This window comes from Paenibacillus violae (assembly GCF_032461945.1).
Classification (GTDB): Bacteria; Bacillota; Bacilli; order Paenibacillales; family NBRC-103111; genus Paenibacillus_E; species Paenibacillus_E violae.
Map to the genome: position 1 here is coordinate 1374021 of NZ_JAWCUD010000001.1, position 26321 is coordinate 1400341.

Genomic DNA, 26321 nt, shown 5'->3' on the forward strand with positions numbered 1-26321 from the left:
CGGTAAGGCGTTCTTTGTTTACTGATTCTACTAACAGAGAAGCGTATTACTTAAGTCGGTCGTAAGCGGTTTGAGTGATTTTCATCAGCTCGTCTACACCAATCTTTTTAGCTTCGGCAACATACTGATCCCATTCATCCATGCTGCGTTGACCTAGTATGAATTTGGTGATTTGCTCGTTGCGGTGCTTGTCTACGGCTGCTTGAAGCAAGGATACATTGGACAGCTCGCTTTCAATGTACTGTGGTCTCACATGGTAGACACTGTCATGTTTCCTGGCCAGATCATAGGCATTACGCTGTTCTTGTGTTGCAGGAATCAGATGAGCGTCATAATTAAACCAAGTGTAGGTTCCATTCGTCGCTAATCCCGTCTTTTTACGAACATCGGTTATATCCAGATATTCAGGGCGCAATTTCTTTTGCCCATTCTCAGTGATGTACACTTCGTCGCCTTTGCCCCAGCTGAGCAATTCTTTACCTTCCTCACTATAAAACCAATCGAAAGCCTGGAGTGCTTCCTTGACTTTCTTGGATTTGGAAGAGAAGGTCATGCCTGTTTCCAGAATGTGCGTATAAGGGTTTACACTAAATCCGGGTACGCCCTCAGGAGGGGGCATGAATGCCAGATTGAAGCTAGGATTCGTCTTTTTCATTGGGATGTTGAAGAGATCGAGACGACCGATATAATCAAGTATCATGAATGTTTGGTCATTAGAAACGGCATTTTGCCATTGTTGAACGTTGAAAGTCAGCCAGTCCGGTGGAATAAGCCCTTCTTTTTGCATACGTTGGAAGAACTCGATCATCTTCTTGTACTCGTTCTCAATAGGACCATAGCGAACTTTGCCCGTTTTCTCATCCTGGAACAAACCGTTCATTGTGCCGAACTGTGCGGTGGCAAAGTTAAGGATGCCAAGATTGGCTCCGCTTCGGAAGGAGAATGGATAGCTGTTAGGGTATAGTTCCTTCAGCTTCTTGCCCACAGTAATCAGTTCCTCATAATTGGCAGGAGGTTTAAGCCCGTTTTTCTTGAAAATATCTTCCCGATACATCCAGATGACTCGATTCGTTTCACCGAAGCCTTCATTGGGAAGCATGTACATTTTACCGTCAGCGGCCAAAGCAGCTTTCGCGATGTCCGGGTATTTCTTCAGCCAAGCTGTTAAATTCGGCATGACATCTTTATAATCCAGAATGTTGGCGAGAACCCCTTGCTGCCCAAATTTATCAGCATCTGCGCGAGGATTGAAGAAGGTGATGTCAGGCATGTTACCAGAAGCTACATTCAGATTAATGGTATCCTTCAGTTCTCCAGACGGAAGCTGAACATTGAAAGTGGCGCCGGTTTTCTCTTCAATCCACTTCCAGACAACCCAGTCCTTGTTATACGGCCAATTCGGGTGAACCTCTAATAACATGGTAAACGTATTTTTGGGCTTTTCTGCCTTGACTGCAGGCTTAGTTGAACTGCCTGCGTCCGTCGCTGTTGGCGTAGATGTTGTACCTGAGCAGCCTACCAACATGGAGGCACTGATTAATAGTGATCCAAGTGTCGTAGTCCATTTCTTCATGCGTGAACCTCTCCTTTTCATTTTACTAATTTCTCATTGAGCATTAATGGGGTATTGCTCAGCATAGCTAAGACTTGACCGCCCCGATCATTACGCCTTTGACAAAATACTTCTGCAGGAAAGGGTAGGCGAGAAGGATGGGAACTGTGGAAACCATGATCGTTGCGAACTTCAGCGGTTCTTCCAGCACAACATTTGCATCGCCAACTGCTGCAATGTCCGCTTGGTTCGATTGTCCGGCAAGGACGATGTTGCGCAAAATGACCTGCAAGGGGAAAAGCTCTTGATCTCGTAAATATAGCAGCGGCAGCAAGAAATTGTTCCATAATCCTACCGCGTAGAACAAACCGATTGTGGCGAATACCGCTTGCGACAAAGGGACAACGATCCGGAAGAAAACGCCAAAATTGCCCAGTCCGTCCATTTGTCCCGATTCCTCTAATTCTACTGGTATATTGGAGAAGAAGGTACGCATAATGAGCAAATTCCATGTGCTCACAGCGCCAGGAAGTACCATGCCCCAGACCGTGTCGATGACGCCTAGTTCTTTTACAACGAGGAAAGTTGGGATCATCCCACCGCTGAAGAATAGGGTGAATATAATGATCATTGTGAATCCACGCCCGAATACCATATCTTTTTTGGCAAGAGCGTAAGCCCCTAGCGATGTGATAACAAGAGAAAGGGTGGTGCCCAACACGACGTAAACAATGGTATTCCAGTAGGCGGTGCCAATGCGCGGATCTTTTAAAACGACCTTATACATGTCAAGGTTGAAGCCTTTTGGGTACCAGCTGATTTCTCCTTTGAGCACATGAATGTTGCTGCTTAGCGAAACAGCGGCCATATAGATAAATGGATAGAGTGTAAGCAGTACAACTCCTAGAAGGATGACGATGTTAACGACTGAAAATAAAGTTATTTTGGAGCGTGTCATATGGAAGAATCCTCCTCAAGAATTACCACAGACTTGTTTGTGATAGGCGACGGCTTAGTGCATTTGTGCTATAGATGAAGAAGAAACATACAATTCCAGTGAACATATCTATAGCTGCAGCGTAACTGAAATTACCGCTAACGAGCCCTGTACGATACACATAGGTGCTTAGAATATCGGCGGTAGAATAGGTGGCCGGGTTATACAGCAGGAATACCTTCTCAAATCCTATTTCCAGCACCCGACCGACATTAAGGATGAACAATATGATAATGGTCGTGGATATTCCTGGCAGTGTGACGTTCCAAAGCTTCCTCCAGCGGCTGGCGCCGTCTATATCAGCAGCTTCATAGAGGGAAGGATCAATGGAAGAAAGTGCTGCCAAATAAATGATGGCCTCCCATCCAATATGCTGCCAAACCTCTGAACCAACATAAATGAATCGGAACAACTCGGGTTTAATCATAAAATGAATCGGTTCGAAGCCAAAGGATTGAATCATACGATTAACAAATCCTTGAGAAGGAGATAAGAACATAACGACCATTCCAGCAACAACGACATTAGAGATGAAGTGCGGTAAATAACTGACGGTTTGAACAAATCGTTTGAATACCATGTTCTTGACCTCATTAAGAAGCAAGGCCAAGATAATTGGGGCAGGGAATCCGAAAATAAGTTTATTAATGCCAAGTAGAAAAGTATTTCGCAAAATGATCCAAAAATCCGGACTATGGAAGAACATCTTATAATACTTAAGACCAACCCACTCACTGGCCCATATCCCTTTGTACAGGTTATAGTCCTTGAACGAAATGACAATTCCGAACATAGGTAAATACTTAAAAATTAAATAATACAGCAAGCATGGTAAGAACATGAGAAGCAAACTCTTGCTTTTTGCGATCTTCCTCCACATCAGAACAGTTCGACCGGGAACGCCCGGTAAGGAAGTCTCCGGATTTGCTCCAGCTGCGTCTAACTTATTCATTTGAGTATCCCCCCCCGATCATGAGTACTTGAAAGTGCTGTCATTCGTCATTGCCCGGCGACTCCTAGGTGTTGATGTTCTTGTTATTTCGAAATTAGCATAGCACCGTTCTTATAGAATGTAATCCATAATAATTCCGAATTGTCCCCTCTTCTATGAAATTCGTAAATATGTTAAGTTTTCGTGAAAAAGTGAATAGGCAAAATAGGCTTTTTTCCGTATTATTTAAGTAAGACTTTTCGTAGATGATAAATACATACATTGAGATAGGAAAGACCATAAAAACAGATATGGAGGGGAGTAGGATACGTTTACTTTCGCGAGTCCAATCTAGAACGTCTTCCTTGCTCATTCGTTTGCTGCTAGGCTTTCTCACTGTCATTGTGCTGCTTATGTCTTTTAATTACTTGTCGTTTACGTTTTTCCAGAACAATATTAGGAATGAAATCATTAGTTATAACGCGCAGAACATCCGATTTACCTCAGAGAGATATGAGGAACATTTTCAACTCGTTCAGAAGCAAATGTATGCTCTTTATTTTAACGATGACGTGGATCGTCTTCAGAAGGCCAGCGGGAATGCTCGTTATGCGCTGCTGGATAGGGTCAAACAGGAGATAATTAAGGTTGTTGGCAATCCTTTGATCTATGTAGACAATGCCATTATTGTCTTCAAGGAAGGTTCGCTAACGTTAAGCAGAATAGGGACCAATGACAGAACATCTATGTTCGAAAAGTTCTATGCCAGCACCGATTACCCGGATTCTTTCTGGCAAAGGCAATTCAACGAAACGTATAGTGCCAGGATGTTTCCCATGTCCAAATTTTATGAGCATTCTTTTCATAAAGCAGGTGATGTGACAACCAAAGGATTGTTCATCCCTTATGTGCTTAAGCACTGGCAAAATGATGACTTCTACATCGTTGCGATGATGGATGCGAATCAGCTATTCGAAGCTTTTCATCGTTCTGTGAACGCCAATTTCATAATCTTGAACAAGCAGGGTTTACCTTTGTTTTCAACGGGAGGTTTGGCTAATCGAGAGGAGCTTCCAGAACTGCCGGTAGACAAAACGTATTTGCTGCGTGACAATACCTATTACTTTTATCAGACCGGACAGAACAGTGGGTACACGTATATAAATATCATACCTAGTGCAAGCATTTCGAAGCAGATTTCAAAACTTAATGTGACACTATTAGTTCTACTCATTCTTTCCTTGATCGTGAGTGTTGTTATATCCGTACTGTTCAGTGTTCGCTTTAACCGTCCGGTTAAGCAGCTGGTATCCTCGCTGCAGATGTCAGCAGGTGAGGATGTTCGATTTAAGAGCAATATTCGCGAGTTTAAGTTAATCGGTCAGAAACTGGATGATATGCTGCAGACGAATGCAAGGATTCAATCGGATCTGGCTCAAAAGAATATCCAACTCTTGTCGTACAGTTACTTAAATAAACTAAAGAAAATATATAGCGGCTCTCCAGGAGCCATTGATATGATTTCCACTCAGGAATATCGTTTCGTCGTGTACGAGATTACGTACAAAGATAGGTTCTGGGAGGAAATGAAAGAAGAGCCAGGCCCGTTAACTTACAGCATTTATACGTATATTAATCATAGCTTGCTAAAGGCATTCCCCGCTTCCTTAACTATTCAGATCGAGAGCCGGCAAATGCTATCGGTCATTAATGAGATTGACGATTCTCGTATGGATGCTTATATGGCTGAATTACTGAACGTCGTAGCTCATGATGCTGATTTTTATTTTCTAACCATCGCGATCTCACCGGCATTTCCTCAATCGTTTGATTTCACAGAGGCCTATGAGCAGACGGTTAAGCTGCTGCAAGAACGGAAGCTTAACGAGGATACGCAAATTGTGCGACAGCTTGCTGGTCGTCAATCCGTACATTTGCTAACGTCTGCTCAAGAACAGCAATTCGACTGCAATCTGGCAGCAGGGAATACACAGGAGTTGCTTCATCTGCTCGATCGCCAGCTTGCTCTTATGGAACGCAAGTGTGAAACAGTGCTGCAATATCAAGAATTTTTAATTGACATTGTCCAAAAGGTACGCAAAGCATTCCATGTGCTGCGTTTAGATGAACGGGCCATCCAACCCGTTATCGCCGGATTGAGCACGAGTCAGAGCTTTTATTCGGGTCGGCATTATCGCAAATTTTTCAGTCAATTGCTTGTTGCAGCCTGCGAGGAGATTCGAAGTAATCAGAAAAATGAAGATCCAGTCATTGATTTTGTTGTGGACTACGTGAATAAGCATTTTGCTCAAGATATTACGCTGGATATCGTAGCTGAGCACCTACATATAACAGGAGGCTATTTGTCTACGTATTTCAAGGAGAAGACGGGGGAAAACTTCATTGATTACATTAATGGGGTACGAATCCGGGTGGCGCAGCAAATGCTGCTGGAAACTGATCTGCGAATACAGGATGTCGCCAGTAGTTCAGGATATCAGAACATTAATTCTTTCAACAGAATGTTTAAGAAATTCACGGGGATGCCACCACGCGAGTTTCGTAGAGAGAAACGCACGGAAGACGAAGTTAGTTAACCTGAAGACCCTTAGCGCGCAGCTAAGGGTCTATTTTTGACATATTGAAAATCCATTTACTATATAGTAAATGGTAAGCGATTACATAACTGAACTTAATGGAAGGAGAGCAGGGGAATGGAACGCAATGCCGGATTGGATATCGTTCGCAGCACGGCCATCTTGCTAGTTTTATTTTGCCACGGACTCGGGTTCTTTTTCATGAAGTATCATGACTTCAACCCGCTCAATTATGTGACCGGATATTTGGCGGTGGAGTTGTTTTTTGTTTTAAGCGGCTTTTTAATCGGTGGCATTTTGTTGCGTGATATCGTGGATAACGGTACTTTGTTAGGACTCAAGAATTTCTATTTCCGCCGCTGGTTCCGGACGCTGCCTCTGTATTATTTTGCGGTGCTCACGACTTATTTATTTGTTAATCACCATGTGGATGTCACGAATCTGATTTTTCTGCAAAACTTCAAGGAACAGGATTTATCTTTTTTGCCGATTTCATGGAGTTTGTCGATCGAAGAGTGGTTCTACTTGCTGGTCCCGCTACCGCTCTTTTTTACAGGAAAATTTCGGCATAAATCCGCCGCATTCTTCATCCTTACATCTCTTATCCTTATTATTCCGCTCCTTCTTCGTATCTATCATGTATCGGTCAGTCAGCCGGTTTGGGATTTCGGGATACGCAAACAAATTCCGCTTCGACTTGATAGTCTCATGTTCGGCGTTATTCTGGCGGGCATTAAAACGTACCATACAAATGTCTACCAGAAGTTTCTGGCTGGCAAAGTTTCCTTGCTGCTTGCGTTAGGCGGACTGGCTTATTTCAGCGGTTACTTGGTTTACACCGGCATTCAAAATCAAACGATGGATCATTCCTGGTTTAACCGGACGTTCTTGTTCACTTTCGTTTCGCTATTTATCGCGATGTTAATCGCCTATCTGGAAGTGCATCTTCCCAGAATGGATGATTTCCCTAAATTACGAGCCTTTTTCCGCTTCATCAGCTCGCAAAGTTACGGTTATTACTTGTTTCACTGGAATATTTTTGTCTGGTTCAGCCGGGAAAATACAACAAGTCGGATCGGCCACAGCCTGTATTTGCTGGCATTTTCTCTGATTCTGATGATTTCGTTTACTTATCTGATGCACAGGTATTACGAAGTGCCGATTATGAAGATAAGAGATCGGATAACAACGAAAAGAAAAGTCAAATGGATAGATGCAGAGCGGGCAGGTCAATGAAAAAGAAAGGCGAACTAGTACATAGAGATGTTCCTTATTTGGCGAAAATGTGACACGGAATGTGAAGATTGGAGATGTTCAAGTTGAGAGATAAGAATGTCAGAGAAGTTAGGATTTCTGATTATCAGGATATTTATTTGTTGAACCAACACTTTAATCCGAATCTATCTGTCTTTACGGAAGAGAAAGTAAAAGAGAAGTTAGTCACCCTTACAACCAAAACAAAAGATGTCATCTTTGTGTATGAACAACATAACGAGGTGATTGGATATATTCATGGCAGTCCCTACGAATTACTGTTTGCTGACTCACTAGTAAACATCCTGGGGTTCGTTGTCAATGTGGCGTACAGGGGTCAAGGGATTGGCAGCATGTTGATTGAAAGTCTTGAACAGTGGGCAAAGGATGCCGGATATTCGGGGATAAAACTGTTATCGCATCCAACTCGTGTACAGGCTCACCATTTCTACGAGCGACGAGGGTATCAGTTTACGAAGGACCAGAAAAATTTCATAAAGACATTCCGTGAAAACTAAAAACAGGCTGCCAGCTAATGTGGCAACCTGATCTTCGAGAGTCTAGACAACACCTTGTGCAATCATCGCGTCTGCGACTTTAGTAAAGCCTGCAATATTAGCGCCTACAACCAGATTGCCCGGGTGGCCGTATTCCTCTGCCGCTTGAACAGCACTTTTGTAAATATTTTTCATAATGGCATGAAGCTTATCGTCTACCTCATGGAATTGCCAGGAGTAACGCATGCTGTTCTGAGACATTTCAAGCGCTGATACGGCAACACCACCGGCATTCGCTGCCTTAGCAGGTCCGAAGAGCACGCCTGCTTTCAGGAATACCTCAATGGCTTCCAACGTGGATGGCATGTTGGCACCTTCGCCAACAGCTTGTACGCCATTTCTTACCAGGATTTTAGCCGATTCCTCATTGATCTCGTTTTGCGTCGCGCTTGGCAGAGCGATGTCGCATGGAATTGTCCAAATGCCGTCACAACCCTCATGGTAAGTGGCTGTAGGATGCTCGTTGACATACTCGCTGATTCGCTTTCTATCGACTTCTTTCAAACGGCGCACTGTGTCAAGGTCGATTCCATTTTTATCATAGATATAGCCGTTAGAGTCGCTGCAAGCTACGACAGTAGCGCCTAACTGCATCGCTTTTTGCATGGAGTAGATCGCCACATTGCCTGAACCGGAAACAACGACAGTGCTGTCGTTAAAGCTAAGGCCTTTGGATTGTAGCATTTCATTTACAAAGTAAACGCAACCATACCCAGTCGCCTCTGTACGCCCCAAACTGCCGCCATAGATAATCCCTTTGCCAGTCAAAACACCAGCCTCGTATGCACCGCGAATTCGTTTGTACTGACCGAACATGAAGCCGATTTCCCGCGCACCAACGCCAATATCGCCAGCAGGTACGTCCGTATCTGGCCCCATATATTTATAAAGCTCCGTCATGAAACTTTGCGTAAAACGCATGATTTCATTATCGGACTTGCCTTTCGGATCGAAATCAGAGCCGCCTTTACCGCCGCCAATTGGCTGGCCTGTAAGGGAGTTTTTGAAAGTTTGTTCAAATCCAAGAAATTTGATGATGCTTGCATTAACGGAAGGGTGAAAACGCAAACCACCTTTGTAAGGTCCGATCGCGCTGTTAAATTGCACACGGAAACCGCGGTTTACATGGGTAACTCCTTGGTCGTCCACCCATGGCACGCGGAAAGTGACCAAGCGCTCTGGCTCGACGATTCGTTCAAGGATACCATGTTTCATATACTTCGGATGTTTGGAGAGAACAGGGATCAGGGACTCAAGAATCTCCTTCACTGCTTGATGGAACTCTTTCTCATGAGGATTACGTTTTACTACTGTTTCGTATACGCCGTGTACGTATTCACTTGCAACTGTTTCGTTGTCGACCTGTACTATCACAATCTCATCCGCCTTCATAATCAAGTATAGTTAAAAAAGTTTATTATAATAGTTTTACCTTATCCGAAGCATTTGATCAATTAAAATTTACATGTCATGTAAGCTTACTCTGCTGAGTGAATGAAGTGCCCATTCAAAGTCAAAAAAAACCGCGAAGAAATAGGTCCTCGCGGGTATTTCTATTGAATTGCACGAAATCTCTTGCGAAAGTCACTAGGTCTCACATTTGTTTTGCTGTGGAACAGGTTCGAAAAATAATGGGGATCGACATATCCCAGCTTGTATCCAATTTCACTTATCGTTAATTGAGTGTCGACCAGCATGCGTTTAGCGGATTCTATCTTTTTGGCAATGACATAGTTATAGAGGGTCGTTCCTACCTCTTTTTTAAATAAACGATTCATGTGTCTGGCAGAAACACCAATCTGAGAGGAAAGTTCTGATGTGTCGTAAGGAGAGAAGACACTGTTATCCAGAAATTGTTTGATAGATTGAACCGTTGACGTTAAAGTATCGCCTTGTTTTCGCAATACCTCAGAAAGGCAAACGATGATTCGCATAAGATTAACCTGAAGTTCAGTTTGCAGCTCCTGGGCGGATTTGTGCTTAGCATTGTCGATAGCCTCGTGAAAAAGAGGTTCTAACCCGCTATTTTGCACGACGATATGGGGAAGCAATTGATAAGCTTCGAGCATCGTAAGAATCCAGTTGCCGCTAATGTTTAACCATATGTAGCTCCATTGTTCCTCATTCTGTGAGTCTGAGGCAACTTCATGGTAGCAGCCAGCAGGGAGGATGAATACGTCTCCCCGACGTGCAGTCGAAGTTCGTGTGCCAACCTTAACAGTCCCTTGTCCTGAACGTACCAAGCCGATAACAGTTACCTGCGCAAGCTCCCGAATATTGCAGTAATCCGATTCGCAGTAATTTACCCCCAAGAATTGTACGCTCAGGGGAGGGGGGGCTCCTACCTGCGGCAGATGATAAATAGGGCCATGCTTCCCGAATTTATTCACGATCTTCATCCTCGTTAGGCATGCCAAACCCGAGGCATCGCCATAGACTCTTTACCTAATTCCGCCCAGGCATATTTCAACAAAAGCTCCAACTTCAGGGTCTGATATTCAGGAAGATTCCATAAATTGCGGATTTCACCCGGATCATCTTGCAAATCAAATATTTCCCCATAGGTTTGGTTATAGTACACGGTAATTTTATATCTTTCTTCCACATAGGTTTTTTGATGAATTGTCGTCGGGGTATGACGAAACTCGCAAATCGCATGATCTCTAACTTGGCTTTGCTGACCGCGCCAGACTTGTGACTGATCTACACCTGTCATATGGTGAGGAATCGTAATACCGCATAGAGATAGAAAGGTAGGGGCCAAATCTACCAATGACTGAATGGCAGGCGAAGTAACGCCAGCAGGAACTTGACCGGGATACCGAACAATGAACGGAATTTTGATAAGATCTTCGTAATGGAAGCCGCCTTTGGCCTGGAGGCCGTGTTGACCATAGAAGTGCCCGTGGTCCGTTGTAAATACTACGATTGTATTGTCCGCAAGACCCAATTCATCAAGCTTGTTCAGAATATTTCCAATATATTTGTCCATTAAACTGATCATGCCATAGTACGTTGCGACCAGCTGTTTGCGGTCATGCTCCGAAAATAAGGCTGAATGGGAATGATAGCCATGTACCGCATAGTCACCTTCATGCCAAGGTTGAAAATCGGGATTTTCCAATTGGGTTAATTGAAAATGCGGTGGATTTTGGTCATGCTCACCAGGCGTGACTTCTGGAATGGTCAACTGATCGGGATCATACATCGTATCCCACGGTTCAGGAGCCAAATAATCCGGATGAGGGTCAAAGAAGCTGGACCAAAGGAAAAAGCTTTGATCTTCTTCTTTATATTGCTCCAGAAGCGCGTTGGTTCTCTCAGCAATCCAGGTATTGTAGTGATATTGCTCTGGAATAGGCCATTTGTGAAGAATGGAGCGATCCATCGTCCCGGTTGGGGGCAGGAAATAATCACGCCAGTTCATGCAGCCCTTTTCTTCCATCCAAAGGGCGTAATGTTGGCCGACATGCGCTTCATTCGTATGATTACGGGCTAGCTCTACATGATCGAAGCCGTAGAAGGGTCCATTATTTTTTTTCCAGAAATCAAGATCTTGTAAGATCGGGTAGGCTTCGAGAGAAGGATATTGTTCAGTAGAAGCTAATGGTTGAAAATGAGCTTTACCGACAAGTGCAGAATGGTAACCGGCTTCACGAAAATCTTCACTGACCGTATGAACATTCTCTAACAACTTCGTGCCAAGTGTCCATGCTCCATGTTGACTTGGATACATACCTGTAATGATGGATGCTCTAGTCGGCGTACAAGTCGGATTTGGACAGTAGGAACGAGTAAATGTCGTTCCTTCCTTCACCAAACGATCCAGATTCGGCGTCTTGATTTCCGAGTTAAAAGCACCTAACGTATTCCAATGCTGCTGATCACTAGTTATTAACAAAATATTAGGCTTCTTCATCCAATAACTCCTCCAAATTTCGTGATTATATATTAAGAATAAGAGGTGAGTGTCAATTTTAAAATATCATAGAATCGTATACGTTTAACATTTTGTTAGGTATGATGATCTTAAAGCCATCTATTAAGTCTTGAGGTGAATATACGATGCAGGAATATCCCCACGAATATGCACAACACGATTATTTAAATCCTAATGAGTTTATAAAAATGAGCGGCTTGTGGTGTATTCGTGTTGGTCATAACGTTGCCAAACCGAACTATCAAGTCGGGCCTAAGAGAATTGAATGCTACAGCCTGCATTTCGTGGTTGAAGGCCAATTACTTCTTCAAACCGAAAGCGGGGAAGCGATTCTTCAATCGAATGATCTTTGCTGCTTTTTCCCGGATGAATCCTATTCCTATCGTATCTATGAACAAAAAGAGACCTTAAAGCTTGTTTGGATAGCTTTTCAAGGTCCACAAGCTTTACCGCTTCTGCATTCGCTTGGATTAACACAAACAACTCCCGTATTACGTGCAAGATGCAGTCGGGAAGTTTGGGTAAAAATAGATACCTTCCTACAGTTCATCTCGGATCAACAACCGGACGAAACTGAAGACATCGGCTTTTCAACCGAGCTACAGGAAAAGTTATATGGAGTTTTTGCTGCTCTTATGAAAGAAGGAACGACGATAAACGATGGGAAAACGAACGTAGATGACATCCCATGGTTAAAACGGTCACTTGATTTTATGCAGCTGCATGCGTTGGAAGGAATCAGCATCAAAGAGGTTGCTGAAGAGGCGGGGGTTCATCGATCTTACTTCTCTGATATTTTCAAGAAGCGCATAGGCGTATCACCCAATCGTTATCTATACCGTCTGAAAATGGAAAAGGCTTCAGCGTTGATAGCTTTAAAGGATCGGACAATCACGGAGGTTGCTTATAGTGTCGGCTATCCGAGTCTATATTCATTCTCAAGAGCTTTTCGCAACTATTATGGCTACTCTCCTGAAAATAAGCCGTGATTTTATCTCCCTCAGGCTCAAGCAAGCGGTTCGATGTCCGTTTTCCTCACCTCATGCGCAGCTTTCTATATTAAGAGTTTATACAAAGCACGTTATACTTATCTGAGGCACTCTTCGATTACGAAAGGAAGGATCCAATGCAGAACGATTTTATCGTACAGTCTCCACATCCTGAAACGGAATGGGCTGCCTGTACCAGCTATTCAGAAAATGCGGTAAGCATTGAACGATTGATTGATGTTCCTTTGAAGGACGCAAGTATTTGTACCGGACCGGACCATTTGTATTATTTGACGGGAACGGTTGATGGCACAAATGTGCAAGTGTGGATTTCGACGGACTTGAAGACATGGACAGACCCGATTAGCGTATGGAGCTTAGAGTTGGAGGGGACATGGCAAAAGGAAGGGACAGGCACAACTGGCATTTGCGCGCCGGAAATCCGTTTTGTAAAAGGAACGTTCTGGGTTACTTACGGGTTAAGCCAAGGCGGTACCGGATTGCTTAAAAGCACGTCGAATTCCGTGTTGGGGCCATACGAAGATATGGGAAAGATGACAACGGATGGGCAGGATGCCTCGTTATTTGAGGACGAAGACGGAGCTGTCTATTGGGTCTACAGCAATGGTCAAATTGCGCGCATGAAAGAAGATATGACCGGCTTAGCCGAAATTCCGAGGATGATTGAGGTACAGCCGTGGAAAGTCGCAGGACGAGAAGATGATCCATCGTATACCGGCAATGTGCAAGTCGGAGCATATGGTGCTTTTTTATACAAACAGGATGGATACTATGCCATGTTTTGTGCCGATCGTTTTGCTCGGATGGGCAGCGAGGCTGCGGATACGTTTGTTGCTGTGAGCCAATCGATCTATGGCCCCTACAGCCGGAGATATTTGGCTCTTCCCCATGGGGGGCAAATCAGTCTATTCGATGGACCCGAACATCAGCTTTATGCCTCATTTACAGGTAGTGGTCAATATTCATTGGTTGAGCATTATCCGGCTGTCGTTCCAATGACTTTTGCCAGTCCTGGTTTCATAAGACCGACGGATGGCGTGGTGTTGGAGAAAGGTGCCGTGGGCAGTCTCAAACCGGCAGCTGACTTTCCTATTCGAGATCCTCATATCAGCACCGGACCTGATGGCACGTATTATCTGACAGGGACATCCGATAAGCCGCATCGCAACTTCTGGGACCGGAATGATCAGCTGCATGTGTGGAGGTCATCTGACTTGCAGGAATGGCATCATGTTGCGAAAGTATGGGATCTATCCGAGAACGGTACATGGGAGAACCATATTTATGAGAATCCGTGTCTCTGGGCACCTGAGATGATTTATTTGTATGAGACATTTTGGATCACTTATTCCTTACAAGGCGGGTGCACCGGGTTAATCAAAAGCGTGTCCGGACACGTCGAAGGTCCTTATATCGATATGGGGCGCATGACGAATACGGATATTGATTCAAGCTTTTTCCAGGATAGCGATGGCGAGGTGTATTTCGTCTGGCAGGACGGGAAAATAGCGCGAATGAAAAAGAATATGACGGGATTCGTGGAAGATCCCCGCAAGCTGCTGAGTTCAGACGGACAGCGTGTCGGTTATGAAGGTGCGTTCATCGTAAAATACAAAGGGAAGTATATCCTCGGAGCAGCGGAATGGAATGGCGACAAACGGGTAGACGGCACTTATGATTTAATGTATGCCGTAGCGGATCACATTTACGGCCCGTACACCCCTAGACGTGTAGGGGTGCCTCATGGAGGCCACGGTACGATGTTTATCGATGGAGACGGCAGACTTTGGTCTACTTTTTTTGGAAACGATCGCACGGCACCATTCCGGACGCGCCCGGGAATCGTTCTTCTCCAAGCGGAGGAAGATGGACAAGGGCTATGCATAACGCCTAGTTGTGAGTAATATAAAAGCATGAATCAAGCTCGGGCTTCCGGGCAGGGTTCATGTTTTTTTCTAATCTAAGCGCAGTAGAAGGGAGCACCTACCTATGAAGTTTTCCTCCTTGAAGAAGTTAATTTCACCTACGGTAAGCATTCAGGGGAAAATCTTCGTCGCCTTCAGTCTGGTTACACTGCTAGGCATCGTGGCCGTGACGAGCATCGTTTATTTGTATATGAGAGAAACGGTCAAGAACAATGCGATTACGTCTGTTACAGAAAGTATCCGTCAGGCAGACGAGTCCTTGAATCTCCGATTAGAAGAAGTAAGCCGATTAAACACGGTGGTTGCTACGAATAAAACTGTATTGGACACACTGCTTAGCAAAACGGAGGAACCGAGCTACGAATGGTTTCAGGAACAAAAACGGATCGAGGAGTTTTTATCCGCCCTGATTGCCTATAAGCCGTACATCTCGCGGGTAGCTGTTATCGGCTTGAATGAAAAGGTATTTTTTGTGGGCTCCCCGTGGCTCGACAAGAACATTTTATTCACCCCGATGATGGACGATTTGCTGCAAAATGGATCGGGCCACGCCTATTTTCATCAAACCGGCTTTAATAATTCGATTGTGACCGGACGTGAACTCCGCTATAACCGGAATTTAATCGGTATGGTCATGTTCGATTTGAATGACGAAATTGTTAGGAAAATATATGATGTTAAACCTACATCGGATAGTATGTTATACGTCGTAGACAGGAAAAACGAATTTATCTATCAACCGAGCACAAGCGCTCTGGATAGAGAAACGATCATTAAGCTTAATCAGGAACTTAACGGTACAGATGGCTCGGTTGAAAGGATCATTAACCAAACCTCTTATCTGGTCGTCATGCGCAAATCAGAGTATACAGGATGGTCCACGCTTGCACTCGTACCCATGAAGTCGCTATTAACCGAAACAGCGCGAATCCGTCATATGTTGGCTACTGTAGCTATTATCGTTTTTATCATCATTGTCATCGGCACCTTACAGGTTTCTTCCCGCATGACGAGAAATATTCGCAGATTAAGATCCATGATGATGCATGTTATGGAAGGCAATATGTCGCTGCCTACTGTCGAAATACATTCCAAGGATGAAATCGGTCAGCTGTATCAAGTTTTCAAAAGCATGGTGGAACAATTAAAGCGTTTACTTGAGGGAATCATGACAACGGAGAAGGAGAAGCGTGAAGCGGAACTTGCTGTTCTTCAGGCTCAAATTCGTCCTCATTTTCTATATAACACTCTGAATACGGTGAAATATTTAGCCAAGCTAAACGGGGTACCGAACATTGTTGAGGTATCTGAATCTTTAATTGAGCTCATGCGCGGTGTGCTTGGAAATACGAATGAATTTCTTACGCTGCAAGAAGAACTTCAGTATGTCCGTAGTTATGTCACCATTGAAAAATACAAATATGTAGAACCTGTTCATCTGATGATTGAAGTCGAAAATGATGAGCTCTTACAGCTTAGCGTGTTGAAACTGATGCTCCAACCTATTGTGGAGAACGCCATTATTCATGGGCTTTCCGCCTCTGAGTGTGAGGGAGAAGTGTTGATTCGCATCTATGAGGAGAGCAAGGAATTAAGAATAGATGTGCGAGATAACGGCAGAGGGATGTCGAAAGATCAGATTAAGGCGCTGTTCGAAGCAAACACGAATACACGCTTCAGCGGCATGGGAGTACGCAATGTCCATGAGCGTATTGTTCGCCTTTTCGGGGAGCCATACGGTGTTTTTCTAGATAGTGAACCTGATGCCTATACGACAGTGCAGATCAGATTTCCAATGATAACGCGAAGTGAACAGGAGGGGTGAAAGATGTTTGAGGTTTTATTGGTTGACGATGAAGCATTGGCCCGCAACGATGTGAAGGGAATGTTGGACTGGGAAAAGCATGGATTCACGATTTGTGGAGAAGCGCATAACGGCGCTATAGCCCTTTCTATGATAGAGCAGCATACGCCGCACATTGCCATAGTGGATGTGAGCATGCCGACGATGAATGGGGTAGAGCTCAGTCGCAGGATCAAAGAGCAATTTCCGATGGTTAAAATGATTATGCTGAGCAGCTTCGACGACTTCGATTATGTTCGTACTTGTCTGATGAATGGAGCAATGGATTATTTGCTCAAACATCGCTTGAACGCGAGCGCGCTCTTGGCACTTCTGGATCGAGCCGTCATGGAGCTGCAGAGTGAAGCGCGGGAGCATAAAGCACGCAGCGCGCAAACTCAAATCATCGAAAGCCTAAGCCCGGTAATACTTCGCGAACATGTGGCGAATATAGCTAGAGATGTTGAGGGCGCTGAAGAAACATTGGTGGCTTATGCCAAAGACAATGACCTCTACACGCATTCCGTCAATTATGGAACTGCCGCCGTTCAAATCGTACCGTTTCTGTTAGTCACGGAGTTGTTGAATGACGTTCAGAAAAATAGGTTCGTGCAGCAAGCGACGGATGTGATGCAAATGGCAATTGGCGATGTTCAGAAACGAACGGTAGGTTATGTGGGGGAAGGACGATTCATTATTCTGTTCTCATCCGAGGAGCGAAGTGAACTTGTGGTAACGAGTCAAATTAATCAAGCCACGAGCGCGCTCTCGCATTCCCTGGAGAAGTTCCTTAATTTGAAATGCGTCTGCATCATAGGCCCGCGAAGCGGGAGTTTAAAGCAGCTTGTCACCAGTTATCGCAAGGCCGACCAAGAGATGAATGATATTTTATATCAAGGTATGCACCCTACGGTGTTAAGAGATGCTCTGATTGTAGAAGAGAAGAAGCAACTGCTTCTCTACCTGGAACAGCTCGACGGGGATAGGATCCGCCATACCATCACCACCATCTTTGCTGCTGTAAAACATCAGCCTGTCTACGCAATGACGGTACAAACCATAGTCAGTGAATTGCTTCGACTCGTAGAGATGTCACTGAAACGGCAATTTGCTCATATCGCCAGGGAAGATGTACAGCTTATCCCTACACGGAATGAATTTGCGCGGATGAACAGTGTTTCCGAAATCGAGATGTGGGTATTGTCTTATTACGCACGGATCGTTGATTTCATTAAGGAACAACAAGCTGGGGGATCCTACTCACGTCATATTGGCAAAGCGGTCCAATACATTTCGGATAACTATGCCGCCAATATTTCCTTGGAAAGTACGGCCGGTGCTCTCAATTTAAATCCGTCCTACTTAAGCAGACTGTTCAAAGAGGAAACGCAAATGACATTTACCGAATACATTAATCGCGTTCGTATTAAAAAAAGCTGCATGCTCATGGAGTCCGACGCTTTTGCGCTAAAGCAAATAAGCAGTGAGGTAGGCTTTTTAAGCTATACATACTTTTTTAAAGTGTTTAAAAGCATGACGGGGATGACACCGCAAGCCTATATCGATCATTTGAAAACATCAAAAAAGTAGAATGAAATGTCATATATGTTGAATCAGCAAGGCGAAATCTTTCTTTATAATGAGATCAACCCTTAGAAAACGCTTTCCTAACAAGGGGAAAACAACATGAACGGAGGAAAGAAAGAATGAAAAGAAAATGGGGGACAGTACTACTTTCTACTTTAGTTGTTTCCAGTTTGACGTTATCGGCTTGCAGCACGGATAAGCCAAGTACAGAGAAAGAAGGCAAATCCAAAGGTGAAACTTCAAGTAATGCATCTGCAGAAGGATTTCCGATTGTCAAAGAACCGTTGAAGCTGAAAATGTTCACACGAATTGCGCCTGTCAATGGGCCGTTTAAAGACATGCCGGTGTTTCAGGATTACGAGAAAATGAGCAACATTCAAGTTGAGTTCATTGAAGCGCCAACAGATGGTTTTAATGAGAAAAAGAACCTGCTTTTCGCATCGAATGAACTCCCTGATGCTTTGTACCGCTCAGGCTTGACACCGTTAGAGGCAATTCGATACGGTTCCGGAGGTCAATTGATTCCTCTTGAGAATTTGATTGACAAGTACGCGCCAAATATTAAAAAGCTGATGGATACTTATCCGGAAATTCGCTCTGCGATAACGACTCCTGAGGGTCACATCTATGCCCTGCCTGGTATCGTAACTGTAAACGCTGCCAGAACCGATAAACGTTGGATGAATCAAGTCTGGCTGAAGAAGCTGAACCTGAAAGAACCGGAGACGACGGACGAACTGTATGAGGTGCTGAAAGCTTTCCGGGATAAAGATCCGAACGGTAACGGCAAACAGGATGAAATCCCGATGACAGCGCGCAATGGCCTCAGCATCGTTCCTATCATGGCAGGATCCTTTGGTTTGGATTTCCAGTTAGGATACAACATTAATTTAGACAACGACAAAGTGAATATTTGGATGGGCAGCGATCGGAACAAAGAATTATTGATGTACCTAAATAAGCTGTATTCCGAGAAATTGCTTGATTCAGAGCTATTTACGCAGAAGGAAGCTCAGTATTTGGCTAAGCAAGGAACAGGAAATACCGGTTTCTTCTTTGATCAGACGAATAATCCGATGCTGGATACGAAAGTGGCGAATCAATACATCGGTATAGCTCCAGTGAAAGGGCCGCATGGTGATAGATTGCAGTTGGCGCAACCGGTTCCAAGGGATTTCGGTGCTTTTGCCATCACCTCCGTAAATAAGAATCCAGAAGCTACACTGCGTTGGGTGGATTATTTCTATGGCGATGAAGGATCTACGTTGCTGCGTTTTGGTCGCAAGGGCGAGAACTATGAATTGCGAGATGGGATTCCATTTTATACAGAGGCTTTCCTGAATTCCGGTAATCAAGGCAAAATCACCCCGTACGCGGGAGGAGGAGCACCGCACTTGATCAGCGAGAAGGTGGCTTCATACATCAATCCGCCTCAGGTTCAGGAAGCTCAAAAGAAACTGGATCCGTACATGCCGAAGATTCGTTATGCATCACCGATGTTTGACGAGCAAACAGCCCAACAAATTAATATTTTGCGTAACGATATTGATAAGTATTACGAGGAGCAGAGCACGAAGTTTATCGCGGGTGCCCTTAGTTTTGATAAGTGGGGCGAGTTTCAGAGCACACTGAAGAAAATGAAAATTGATGAGCTTCAGAAGCTGTATCAAGATGCTTACGATAAACTCAAACAGCAAAAATAAGTGTTGACGGCTGGAGGAAAACACATGAACAGTACGGCAAATACAGCGGGCGCTGCGTCTCGACCCAAATCGAGGCGCTCCAGCCTCATGAAAGCTGTGAGCAGTCGGTATGATCTCTACCTTATGCTGCTCATTCCCATTGTATGGTATCTTGTGTTCCATTATGGGCCGTTATACGGTCTGCAGATCGCTTTCAAAAACTTCAGCCCTGCAAAAGGTATCAATGGAAGCACATGGGTAGGGCTTGATCACTTCAAACGCTTCGTAGAATCTTATTATTTCTGGAGACTGCTGTGGAACACGATTTCTATTAATTTATTTTCCTTATTATTTGCATTTCCGATCCCGATCCTGCTCGCTTTACTGGTGACAGAAATTCGCAATAAAGCATTCAGTAAAGTCGTGCAAAATATTACGTACATTCCGCATTTTATTTCCATTGTTGTAATGGTGGGGATGCTGATGCTCTTTTTATCTCCACGAGGCGGTCCAGTGAATACAATTATTGAGGCGATTGGCGGAGAACCCGTACGATTTCTTGATTCTGCGGGATGGTTCAAGTCGATCTTTGTCAGTTCTAATATATGGCAAAATATGGGTTGGCAATCGATTATCTATATTGCAGCCTTGAGTGGAGTCAATCCACAGCTTTATGAAGCAGCTAAAATGGATGGTGCAAGCCGGCTGCGTCGCATATGGCACGTCTCTATACCGGGTATTCTGCCGGTTATCGTCATTTTATTGATCCTCGATGTGGGGCACTTCATGAACGTTGGGTTTGAGAAAATTTTGCTCATGCAAAATAATTTGAATTTAGAGTCCAGCGATGTCATTTCCACTTTCGTCTATTCGGCGGGTATTTTAAAAGGCGAATATAGCTATACAGCTGCCATAGGATTGTTCAACTCCGTGATCAACCTTGCGCTGTTGATTCTTGTGAATCGCTTTGCCCGTAAAAAGGCGGAGACAAGTTTATGGTAGGAGGAGCCGAGTGATGCAGATGCAAACGCTCACGAAGAGGAGCTCGGATGAAAGAGTATTTGATGTTGCTGTAAACGTACTGGCAGCTTTAATTGTAGTTATCGTGCTGTATCCGCTCATCTTTATCGTAAGCGCTTCTTTCAGCGATCCCGCACTAGTGCTGAATGGCGATGTCATCTTGCTGCCTAAGCAGATCACGTTAGAAGCATACAGGAACGTTTTTCATAACGATCAGATTTGGAACGGTTATGGAAATACCATTCTGTATACGTTAATCGGGACGGCGATCAACCTCATAATGACGACACTTGCCGCTTACCCGCTGTCAAGACCGGATTTGCCTGGGCGTGGTGGCATTATGTTTTTCGTTACACTTACGATGTTTTTCAGCGGGGGCCTCATTCCTTCCTATCTCCTCGTGAAAAATTTAGGCATGGTGGATACGATGTGGGCGTTGGTCATCCCTGGTGCAATTGCCACGTATAACTTAATTGTCATGAGAACGTATTTTCAAACCAGCATTCCTTGGGAGATTCAGGAAGCAGCTAATATGGATGGGTGTTCGAACTGGAAGCTGTTGACCCATGTTATTTTACCATTATCGAAACCGATTATGGCCGTTATGATTCTTTTTTACGCTGTAGGTCATTGGAACTCCTATTTTAATGCCTTAATCTATATTCGCAGTAAAGATTTGTATCCGCTGCAACTCGTGCTGCGTGAAGTACTCATGGTCAGTCAGTCGGACGCAGCCGATAGCAATGTAGGGCTGGAATCTAAAGTGCTATTAGCTGAAAGCATCAAATATGTGGTTATTATCATTTCCAGTTTGCCGGTATTGTTGATGTACCCTTTCGTACAGCGGCATTTTGTGAAGGGCGTTATGATTGGCTCATTAAAAGGATAGAACGTGAAAGGAAGCGTTGCGTTTATGGTGCAATCTAGAGCTAGCATTCAAGTGAATACAAATCAAGTTCGTACTAATCCAATTAATCCTTACCTATTCGGTCATTTTGTAGAGGATATCCGTGATCATATGGATGCCATGCTGGCTTATCCTCTGAGAGATATGGATTTTGAAAGTACGGATGTAGCGTACAGAGGGCTTTCAGGAAGCTGGCGTCCTTTTACAAATGGGAAAAGTACGCTGTATGGGCTTGAACCTGCGGCAGCCCGTCACTCCGGTCATAGTCAACGGATTAGAATTTATAGCGACGACGAGGGATATGCCGGGATTAGACAAGCGATTGCCGTCAAACAAGATCAAGATGGCTATACGCTTGCGCTGTTTGCAAGAGCTTCTGTGGAAATCAAATTTGTCTCTGCGGAAATCGTGGATAAGTCGAGTGGTGAAGTGCTCGGACATGTACGAATCCAGATTGAAAGCCATAATTGGAAATATTATGAAACACGTCTCCAAGTACAACGGGACTGTGAGAACGCTGAGTTCAGATTATATGTGCCCTCGGATCATGAACGTTGGTTGGATCATGTGTCCACGGGGATGCTTTGGTTGGATCATATTTCGCTGCTCCCTTCTGGTAGCGTAGGCAATGTTCGCAAAGAAGTGATGGAGATGACGAGAGACTTAAATGCCGGTATGATGCGGCTGGCCGGGAATTATATTAGTGCCTATCATTGGCAGCAAGCTATCGGTCCTGTCTATGAGCGTCCTGCAGTCATTAATGAAGCTTGGGGTGGCTGGACGAATAAATATTTCGGTACAGACGAGTTTATCGCATTTTGCCAGGAATTGAAGGTAGAGCCGCTTATCTGTGTAAATGATGGGTCTGGAACTCCTGAAGAAGCAGCGGAGTGGATTGAATATTGCAATGGCAGCGTGGACACACCGATGGGTAAACTTCGGGCGGCTAATGGTCATCCCGAGCCTTATGGCGTGAAATACTGGGAGATCGGGAACGAAGTGTGGGGAGCGTGGCAGGTAGGCCATTGCACAGCGGAGCAGTTCGCAGAACGTTATACGCAATTTGCCGAATCCATGAAAGCGGCCGATCCCGAGATTAAGCTGCTGGCCTGCGGTGATGACAAAATGGATTGGAACAGAACCTTATTGGAGAAAGCTGCCGAGCACATTGATTACTTAACTTTGCACTTATATCACGGATGCAATCGTTTTGGAATGAATCACCGTACATTAAGCGAAGAGCGTTACAAAGCTATCGTTTCTTATCCTGAATGGACAAGAGAAACCGTACGTCAAACGAGGGAACTGTTCGCAGTATCTGATCGGTATGCGCATATTAAATTGGCTGTAACGGAATACAACACCATGTATTATCCGAACACTATTCGCAAGGGTCTGCCGAATGAACACACACTTGAAGCAGCTGTGGCGAATGCAGCGAATCTGAATGAATTTATCCGAAATAGCGATTTGATAGAGATCGGCAGCTTTTCGGACCTAGTGAATGGCTGGCTTGGCGGATGTATCCGTGTTGGGGATTTCTATGCGGACCAATTTCGAGGGAAATCTTCCGGAAGAAGTGAAAATTCCTTAACCGTTTACGGCACACCGACCTATTATGTCATGAAAATGTATGCGAACCGTGATCTCGGCTATGTTGTTGAATCCCATACCGATTGCGAAAGCTTTCAAGTAAACAGCCCGATCCAAATTCCTCATTTGGATGCTCTGCCGAATTTGGATGTTGTCGCTTGTACGAACACACAAGGTGATAAGTTGACTATTTTTATCGTGAATCGAAGTCTCGAAGATACGATGACGGATATTCAGCTTAACGGTTTTGCTGAAACAGGCACTGCCCGCTTACTGGAAGTCACTGCGGACCATTATGAAAGCATTAACGATGCGTTAAATCCTGAAACCGTGATCTGCAAATCTCATTATTTGGAAATTATAAAATCGCAAGTGACCTGTTCATTGAGAGCGGCGTCTATCTACGTATTAGAAATCACGCGCTAATGGGAGGAAAAGATAACCGATTGCGATGGAAAAAAGCATGGATCATAGCGCTAGCAATGTGTGCCGCAATCCTGGTCATTGTGGTGGTTGCTAAGCAATCCCAACTTCAGGGGTGGGAGAAGGAGGACAGGATGGAGGTAACCCTGGGTCAGACCTACCAGAATCCCTTTGTTTTGGATCAGGAATGGGAAGATTACGGCATTGGAGATCCTTACATTCTGCGTTTTAACGGTAAATACTACCTATATTGCAGCACGAAGGACAGAAGAGTCGGTGTTAAGGCTTGGAGTTCGGATGATCTAGTGAATTGGCGCTACGAAGGTTTGGTTACGGAAGAACCCGTCAGTGAAGGTGCGTATGCCCCGGAGGTTGTCTATTGGAACGGAGCGTTCTATATGTACACTTCGCCGGCGGGCAAAGGACATTACGTCTTACAAAGTGACAAGCCTACCGGACCCTTCGTGAAAAAGACGGATAATTTGGGCTTCACGATTGATGGTTCTGTTTTTATCGATGATGATGAGAAATGGTATTTCACTCACGCCAAATTCGGCGGTATTATGATAAGTTCAATGCCCAATCCATTTACAATTGAAGCAGGAAAACAATTGAATGCTTCCTTAGGTCACTGGACGGAAGGTTCTATGATCATCAAGCGAAATGGACGATATTTCATAACGTACACGGGTAATCACGTTTTCAGCAGGGGCTATCGCGTTAATTACGGCGTTAATCATGAATCTCCCACTGCCGCTTATACCATTCCTGAAAATAATCCGATCCTGATTTCCACAGCGAACGATTTCAATGGACTTGGTCACAGTGCAACAGTGATGGGACCTAATCTGGATTCTTATTATATCGTCTATCACAATCTGATGGGACGTTCTGCGGAAGGGCCACCCGTACGCAAATTGAATCTGGATCGGCTTGTATTTAACGGCGATAAGATATCCGTGCTTGGACCGACGCATGGAACACCGCAGGAAGCACCCGTTATGCCTGAATTCCGAGACGAGCCAAGCCAATCACCAAGCGATGACAAATGGGAGAAGATTCATTCAACTGATGGTGGCGAGGTCTTGCTGACACGAATAGGTACCGGTAGCGAATATACGGCTGAGTACAATTTCCGAGTGGGAGAGCTGGGTGATGCGCCAAACTCGCTGGAAACAATATTCGGCTACACCGATTCGAAGAATTACTGGGCAGTACGTATAATTGGAGCTTCGATGGAACTTGCGCTCATCCATCGTGTGGATGGCATTGAAACGGTTGTTTCCACGAAGAAGCTGCCACAGGGCACGGATTTTACGAAATTACATGCAATCCGCGTCGAGACAGGAAAGTCTGGGTCGATGATTTATTGGGATGGACTGCTTAAGATCGAATATTCCGGCGAGGTGGCGAAGGCCGGCCGCATTGGCTATGTATGGCCTCTGGAAACAAAGCCGGACTTGCATTACACGGCTTTTTCGAACGAGTTCAATGGCAGCAGCGATCGGAAAGCTGTGAAACCGCTGCCCGGTACGGTGGAAGCTGTTCATGGTATTCAAGAGGGACACCCAGTTATTCGTCCAGGAATTACTCCGGACGGCAGTGATGCCGTGAACTTATCCAGCAAAGGCGATGGACTCAGATACCCAGTCAATATTCGGCAGGACGGCAGCTATCTGTTAGCTGTGAATGTGTCCAGAGCGTCGGCAGGGTCGACGTTATTGGTTGATACGAATGGAGCGACGAAGAAAATTAAACTCGATTCCTTCTTTTTTGCAGCCGATTCGGAGTGGACGAAAATACCACTGAGGGTATTCGAATTGAAGCAAGGGACACAATGGCTGTCCCTGCGTCTTCTGAAAGGTGAAACCACCCTGAGGTATGTGGAAGCGAATCTAACCGTGCCGGTGCCGGAGCAGTCGGTTGTTAAGCCGAATCAAGTAGGGATTGCCAATCGTTTCGGCGGTGAATGGGGTTGGGCGGACTATACCGTCAGCTTTGAGATGACAATGAAAAAAGCTACCGCGGAAGAGGCCGGAATTCTACTGAGGACGACGAATGAATCGGAGTTTAAAGATCAGGTTAAAGATGGTTTCATGGGTTATGCGCTTACGTTTCATAACGGTAAAGTTAATCTTAGCCGAATCAGCTATGAAAATGCCGTGGAAGAGGCAACGGGCTCGCTAACCTTTGAGCCTGGCCAAACCCGGAAGGTTACCGTGAAGCTGGAAGGACCAACGATTGCCGTTTTTTTCGATGCAAGCAAAGAGCCTTTGCTCCGTTGGACGGATCCGAATGCGTTTCTTAACGGTCGTATAGGTTTGCGTGGCGTTTCGCCCGATTGGGCGATATCTCCGCTGACGGTAACTAGATAAGCTAAGAGTAGACACTGACACTTTATTATGGTCAGTGTCTATTTTATTCGGTGGAAATAAACGTCAAACTTTCGCACGGTTTGCAAGGTGCTCTCGACAGGAATATACTTAAAATTGGTATACTTACA

At 44.7% G+C, this 26321-nt stretch carries 18 protein-coding genes; 12 read left to right on the top strand and 6 right to left on the bottom strand.

The features are described 5' to 3' along the window. Nucleotides 1-46 precede the first annotated feature (46 nt). The 3 genes from RQP52_RS06195 to RQP52_RS06205 all read right to left on the bottom strand — a co-directional run bounded on the left by RQP52_RS06195 (nucleotide 47) and on the right by RQP52_RS06205 (nucleotide 3429). Nucleotides 47-1573 carry an extracellular solute-binding protein gene (locus RQP52_RS06195; protein ID WP_315950124.1) on the bottom strand — a complete coding sequence of 509 codons (1527 nt, stop codon included), beginning with the start codon at nucleotides 1571-1573 and terminating at the stop codon, nucleotides 47-49. 67 nt (nucleotides 1574-1640) lie between these two features. Continuing rightward, nucleotides 1641-2510, bottom strand: a complete 870-nt coding sequence (locus tag RQP52_RS06200; RefSeq protein WP_315950125.1) for a carbohydrate ABC transporter permease — start codon at nucleotides 2508-2510, stop codon at nucleotides 1641-1643. 22 nt (nucleotides 2511-2532) lie between these two features. Continuing rightward, complete coding sequence (locus tag RQP52_RS06205) at nucleotides 2533-3429, bottom strand: ABC transporter permease (protein WP_315950409.1); 897 nt, start codon at nucleotides 3427-3429, stop codon at nucleotides 2533-2535. 428 nt (nucleotides 3430-3857) lie between these two features. Between RQP52_RS06205 and RQP52_RS06210 the strand changes: the two genes are divergently transcribed. The 3 genes from RQP52_RS06210 to RQP52_RS06220 all read left to right on the top strand — a co-directional run bounded on the left by RQP52_RS06210 (nucleotide 3858) and on the right by RQP52_RS06220 (nucleotide 7849). Continuing rightward, complete coding sequence (locus tag RQP52_RS06210) at nucleotides 3858-6077, top strand: helix-turn-helix domain-containing protein (protein ID WP_315950126.1); 2220 nt, start codon at nucleotides 3858-3860, stop codon at nucleotides 6075-6077. A gap of 117 nt (nucleotides 6078-6194) precedes the next feature. Then, nucleotides 6195-7313 carry an acyltransferase family protein gene (locus RQP52_RS06215; RefSeq protein ID WP_315950128.1) on the top strand — a complete coding sequence of 373 codons (1119 nt, stop codon included), beginning with the start codon at nucleotides 6195-6197 and terminating at the stop codon, nucleotides 7311-7313. 83 nt (nucleotides 7314-7396) lie between these two features. Next, a complete protein-coding gene (locus RQP52_RS06220) occupies nucleotides 7397-7849 on the top strand; it encodes a GNAT family N-acetyltransferase (protein ID WP_315950130.1) in 453 nt (150 codons plus the stop codon). A 42-nt stretch (nucleotides 7850-7891) separates the two neighbouring features. Here RQP52_RS06220 and gdhA read toward each other — a convergent pair whose 3' ends face one another. The 3 genes from gdhA to RQP52_RS06235 form a co-directional block, all read right to left on the bottom strand. Next, nucleotides 7892-9262 carry an NADP-specific glutamate dehydrogenase gene (gdhA, locus tag RQP52_RS06225; protein WP_315950132.1) on the bottom strand — a complete coding sequence of 457 codons (1371 nt, stop codon included), beginning with the start codon at nucleotides 9260-9262 and terminating at the stop codon, nucleotides 7892-7894. Between the two features lie 179 nt (nucleotides 9263-9441). After that, a complete protein-coding gene (locus tag RQP52_RS06230; RefSeq protein ID WP_315950134.1) occupies nucleotides 9442-10278 on the bottom strand; it encodes an AraC family transcriptional regulator in 837 nt (278 codons plus the stop codon). Nucleotides 10279-10292: 14 nt separating this feature from the next. Beyond that, on the bottom strand, nucleotides 10293-11807 hold the full coding sequence (locus RQP52_RS06235) for a sulfatase family protein (protein WP_315950135.1): 1515 nt from the start codon (nucleotides 11805-11807) through the stop codon (nucleotides 10293-10295). Between the two features lie 146 nt (nucleotides 11808-11953). On the opposite strand from RQP52_RS06235, the gene RQP52_RS06240 reads away from it, so the two are divergent. The 9 genes from RQP52_RS06240 (at nucleotide 11954) to RQP52_RS06280 (ending at nucleotide 26193) form a co-directional block, all read left to right on the top strand. Beyond that, nucleotides 11954-12817, top strand: a complete 864-nt coding sequence (locus RQP52_RS06240) for an AraC family transcriptional regulator (RefSeq protein WP_315950136.1) — start codon at nucleotides 11954-11956, stop codon at nucleotides 12815-12817. Between the two features lie 137 nt (nucleotides 12818-12954). Next, nucleotides 12955-14742, top strand: a complete 1788-nt coding sequence (locus tag RQP52_RS06245) for a family 43 glycosylhydrolase (RefSeq protein WP_315950138.1) — start codon at nucleotides 12955-12957, stop codon at nucleotides 14740-14742. Nucleotides 14743-14827: 85 nt separating this feature from the next. After that, nucleotides 14828-16588: a cache domain-containing sensor histidine kinase gene (locus tag RQP52_RS06250; protein ID WP_315950140.1), complete on the top strand. Its 1761-nt coding sequence runs from the start codon at nucleotides 14828-14830 to the stop codon at nucleotides 16586-16588. Nucleotides 16589-16591: 3 nt separating this feature from the next. After that, complete coding sequence (locus tag RQP52_RS06255) at nucleotides 16592-18196, top strand: response regulator (protein ID WP_315950141.1); 1605 nt, start codon at nucleotides 16592-16594, stop codon at nucleotides 18194-18196. Between the two features lie 116 nt (nucleotides 18197-18312). After that, a complete protein-coding gene (locus RQP52_RS06260) occupies nucleotides 18313-19896 on the top strand; it encodes an extracellular solute-binding protein (protein ID WP_315950142.1) in 1584 nt (527 codons plus the stop codon). A gap of 24 nt (nucleotides 19897-19920) precedes the next feature. Further along, on the top strand, nucleotides 19921-20877 hold the full coding sequence (locus RQP52_RS06265) for an ABC transporter permease (protein WP_315950143.1): 957 nt from the start codon (nucleotides 19921-19923) through the stop codon (nucleotides 20875-20877). 13 nt (nucleotides 20878-20890) lie between these two features. After that, nucleotides 20891-21784, top strand: a complete 894-nt coding sequence (locus tag RQP52_RS06270; RefSeq protein WP_315950410.1) for a carbohydrate ABC transporter permease — start codon at nucleotides 20891-20893, stop codon at nucleotides 21782-21784. A gap of 51 nt (nucleotides 21785-21835) precedes the next feature. Continuing rightward, nucleotides 21836-23821, top strand: coding sequence for an alpha-L-arabinofuranosidase C-terminal domain-containing protein (locus tag RQP52_RS06275; RefSeq protein ID WP_315950144.1), 1986 nt, complete (start codon nucleotides 21836-21838; stop codon nucleotides 23819-23821). Between the two features lie 131 nt (nucleotides 23822-23952). Then, the gene (locus tag RQP52_RS06280; RefSeq protein ID WP_315950145.1) at nucleotides 23953-26193 is read left to right on the top strand and encodes a family 43 glycosylhydrolase; all 2241 of its coding nucleotides are present in this window, start codon (nucleotides 23953-23955) and stop codon (nucleotides 26191-26193) included. Nucleotides 26194-26321 lie beyond the last annotated feature (128 nt).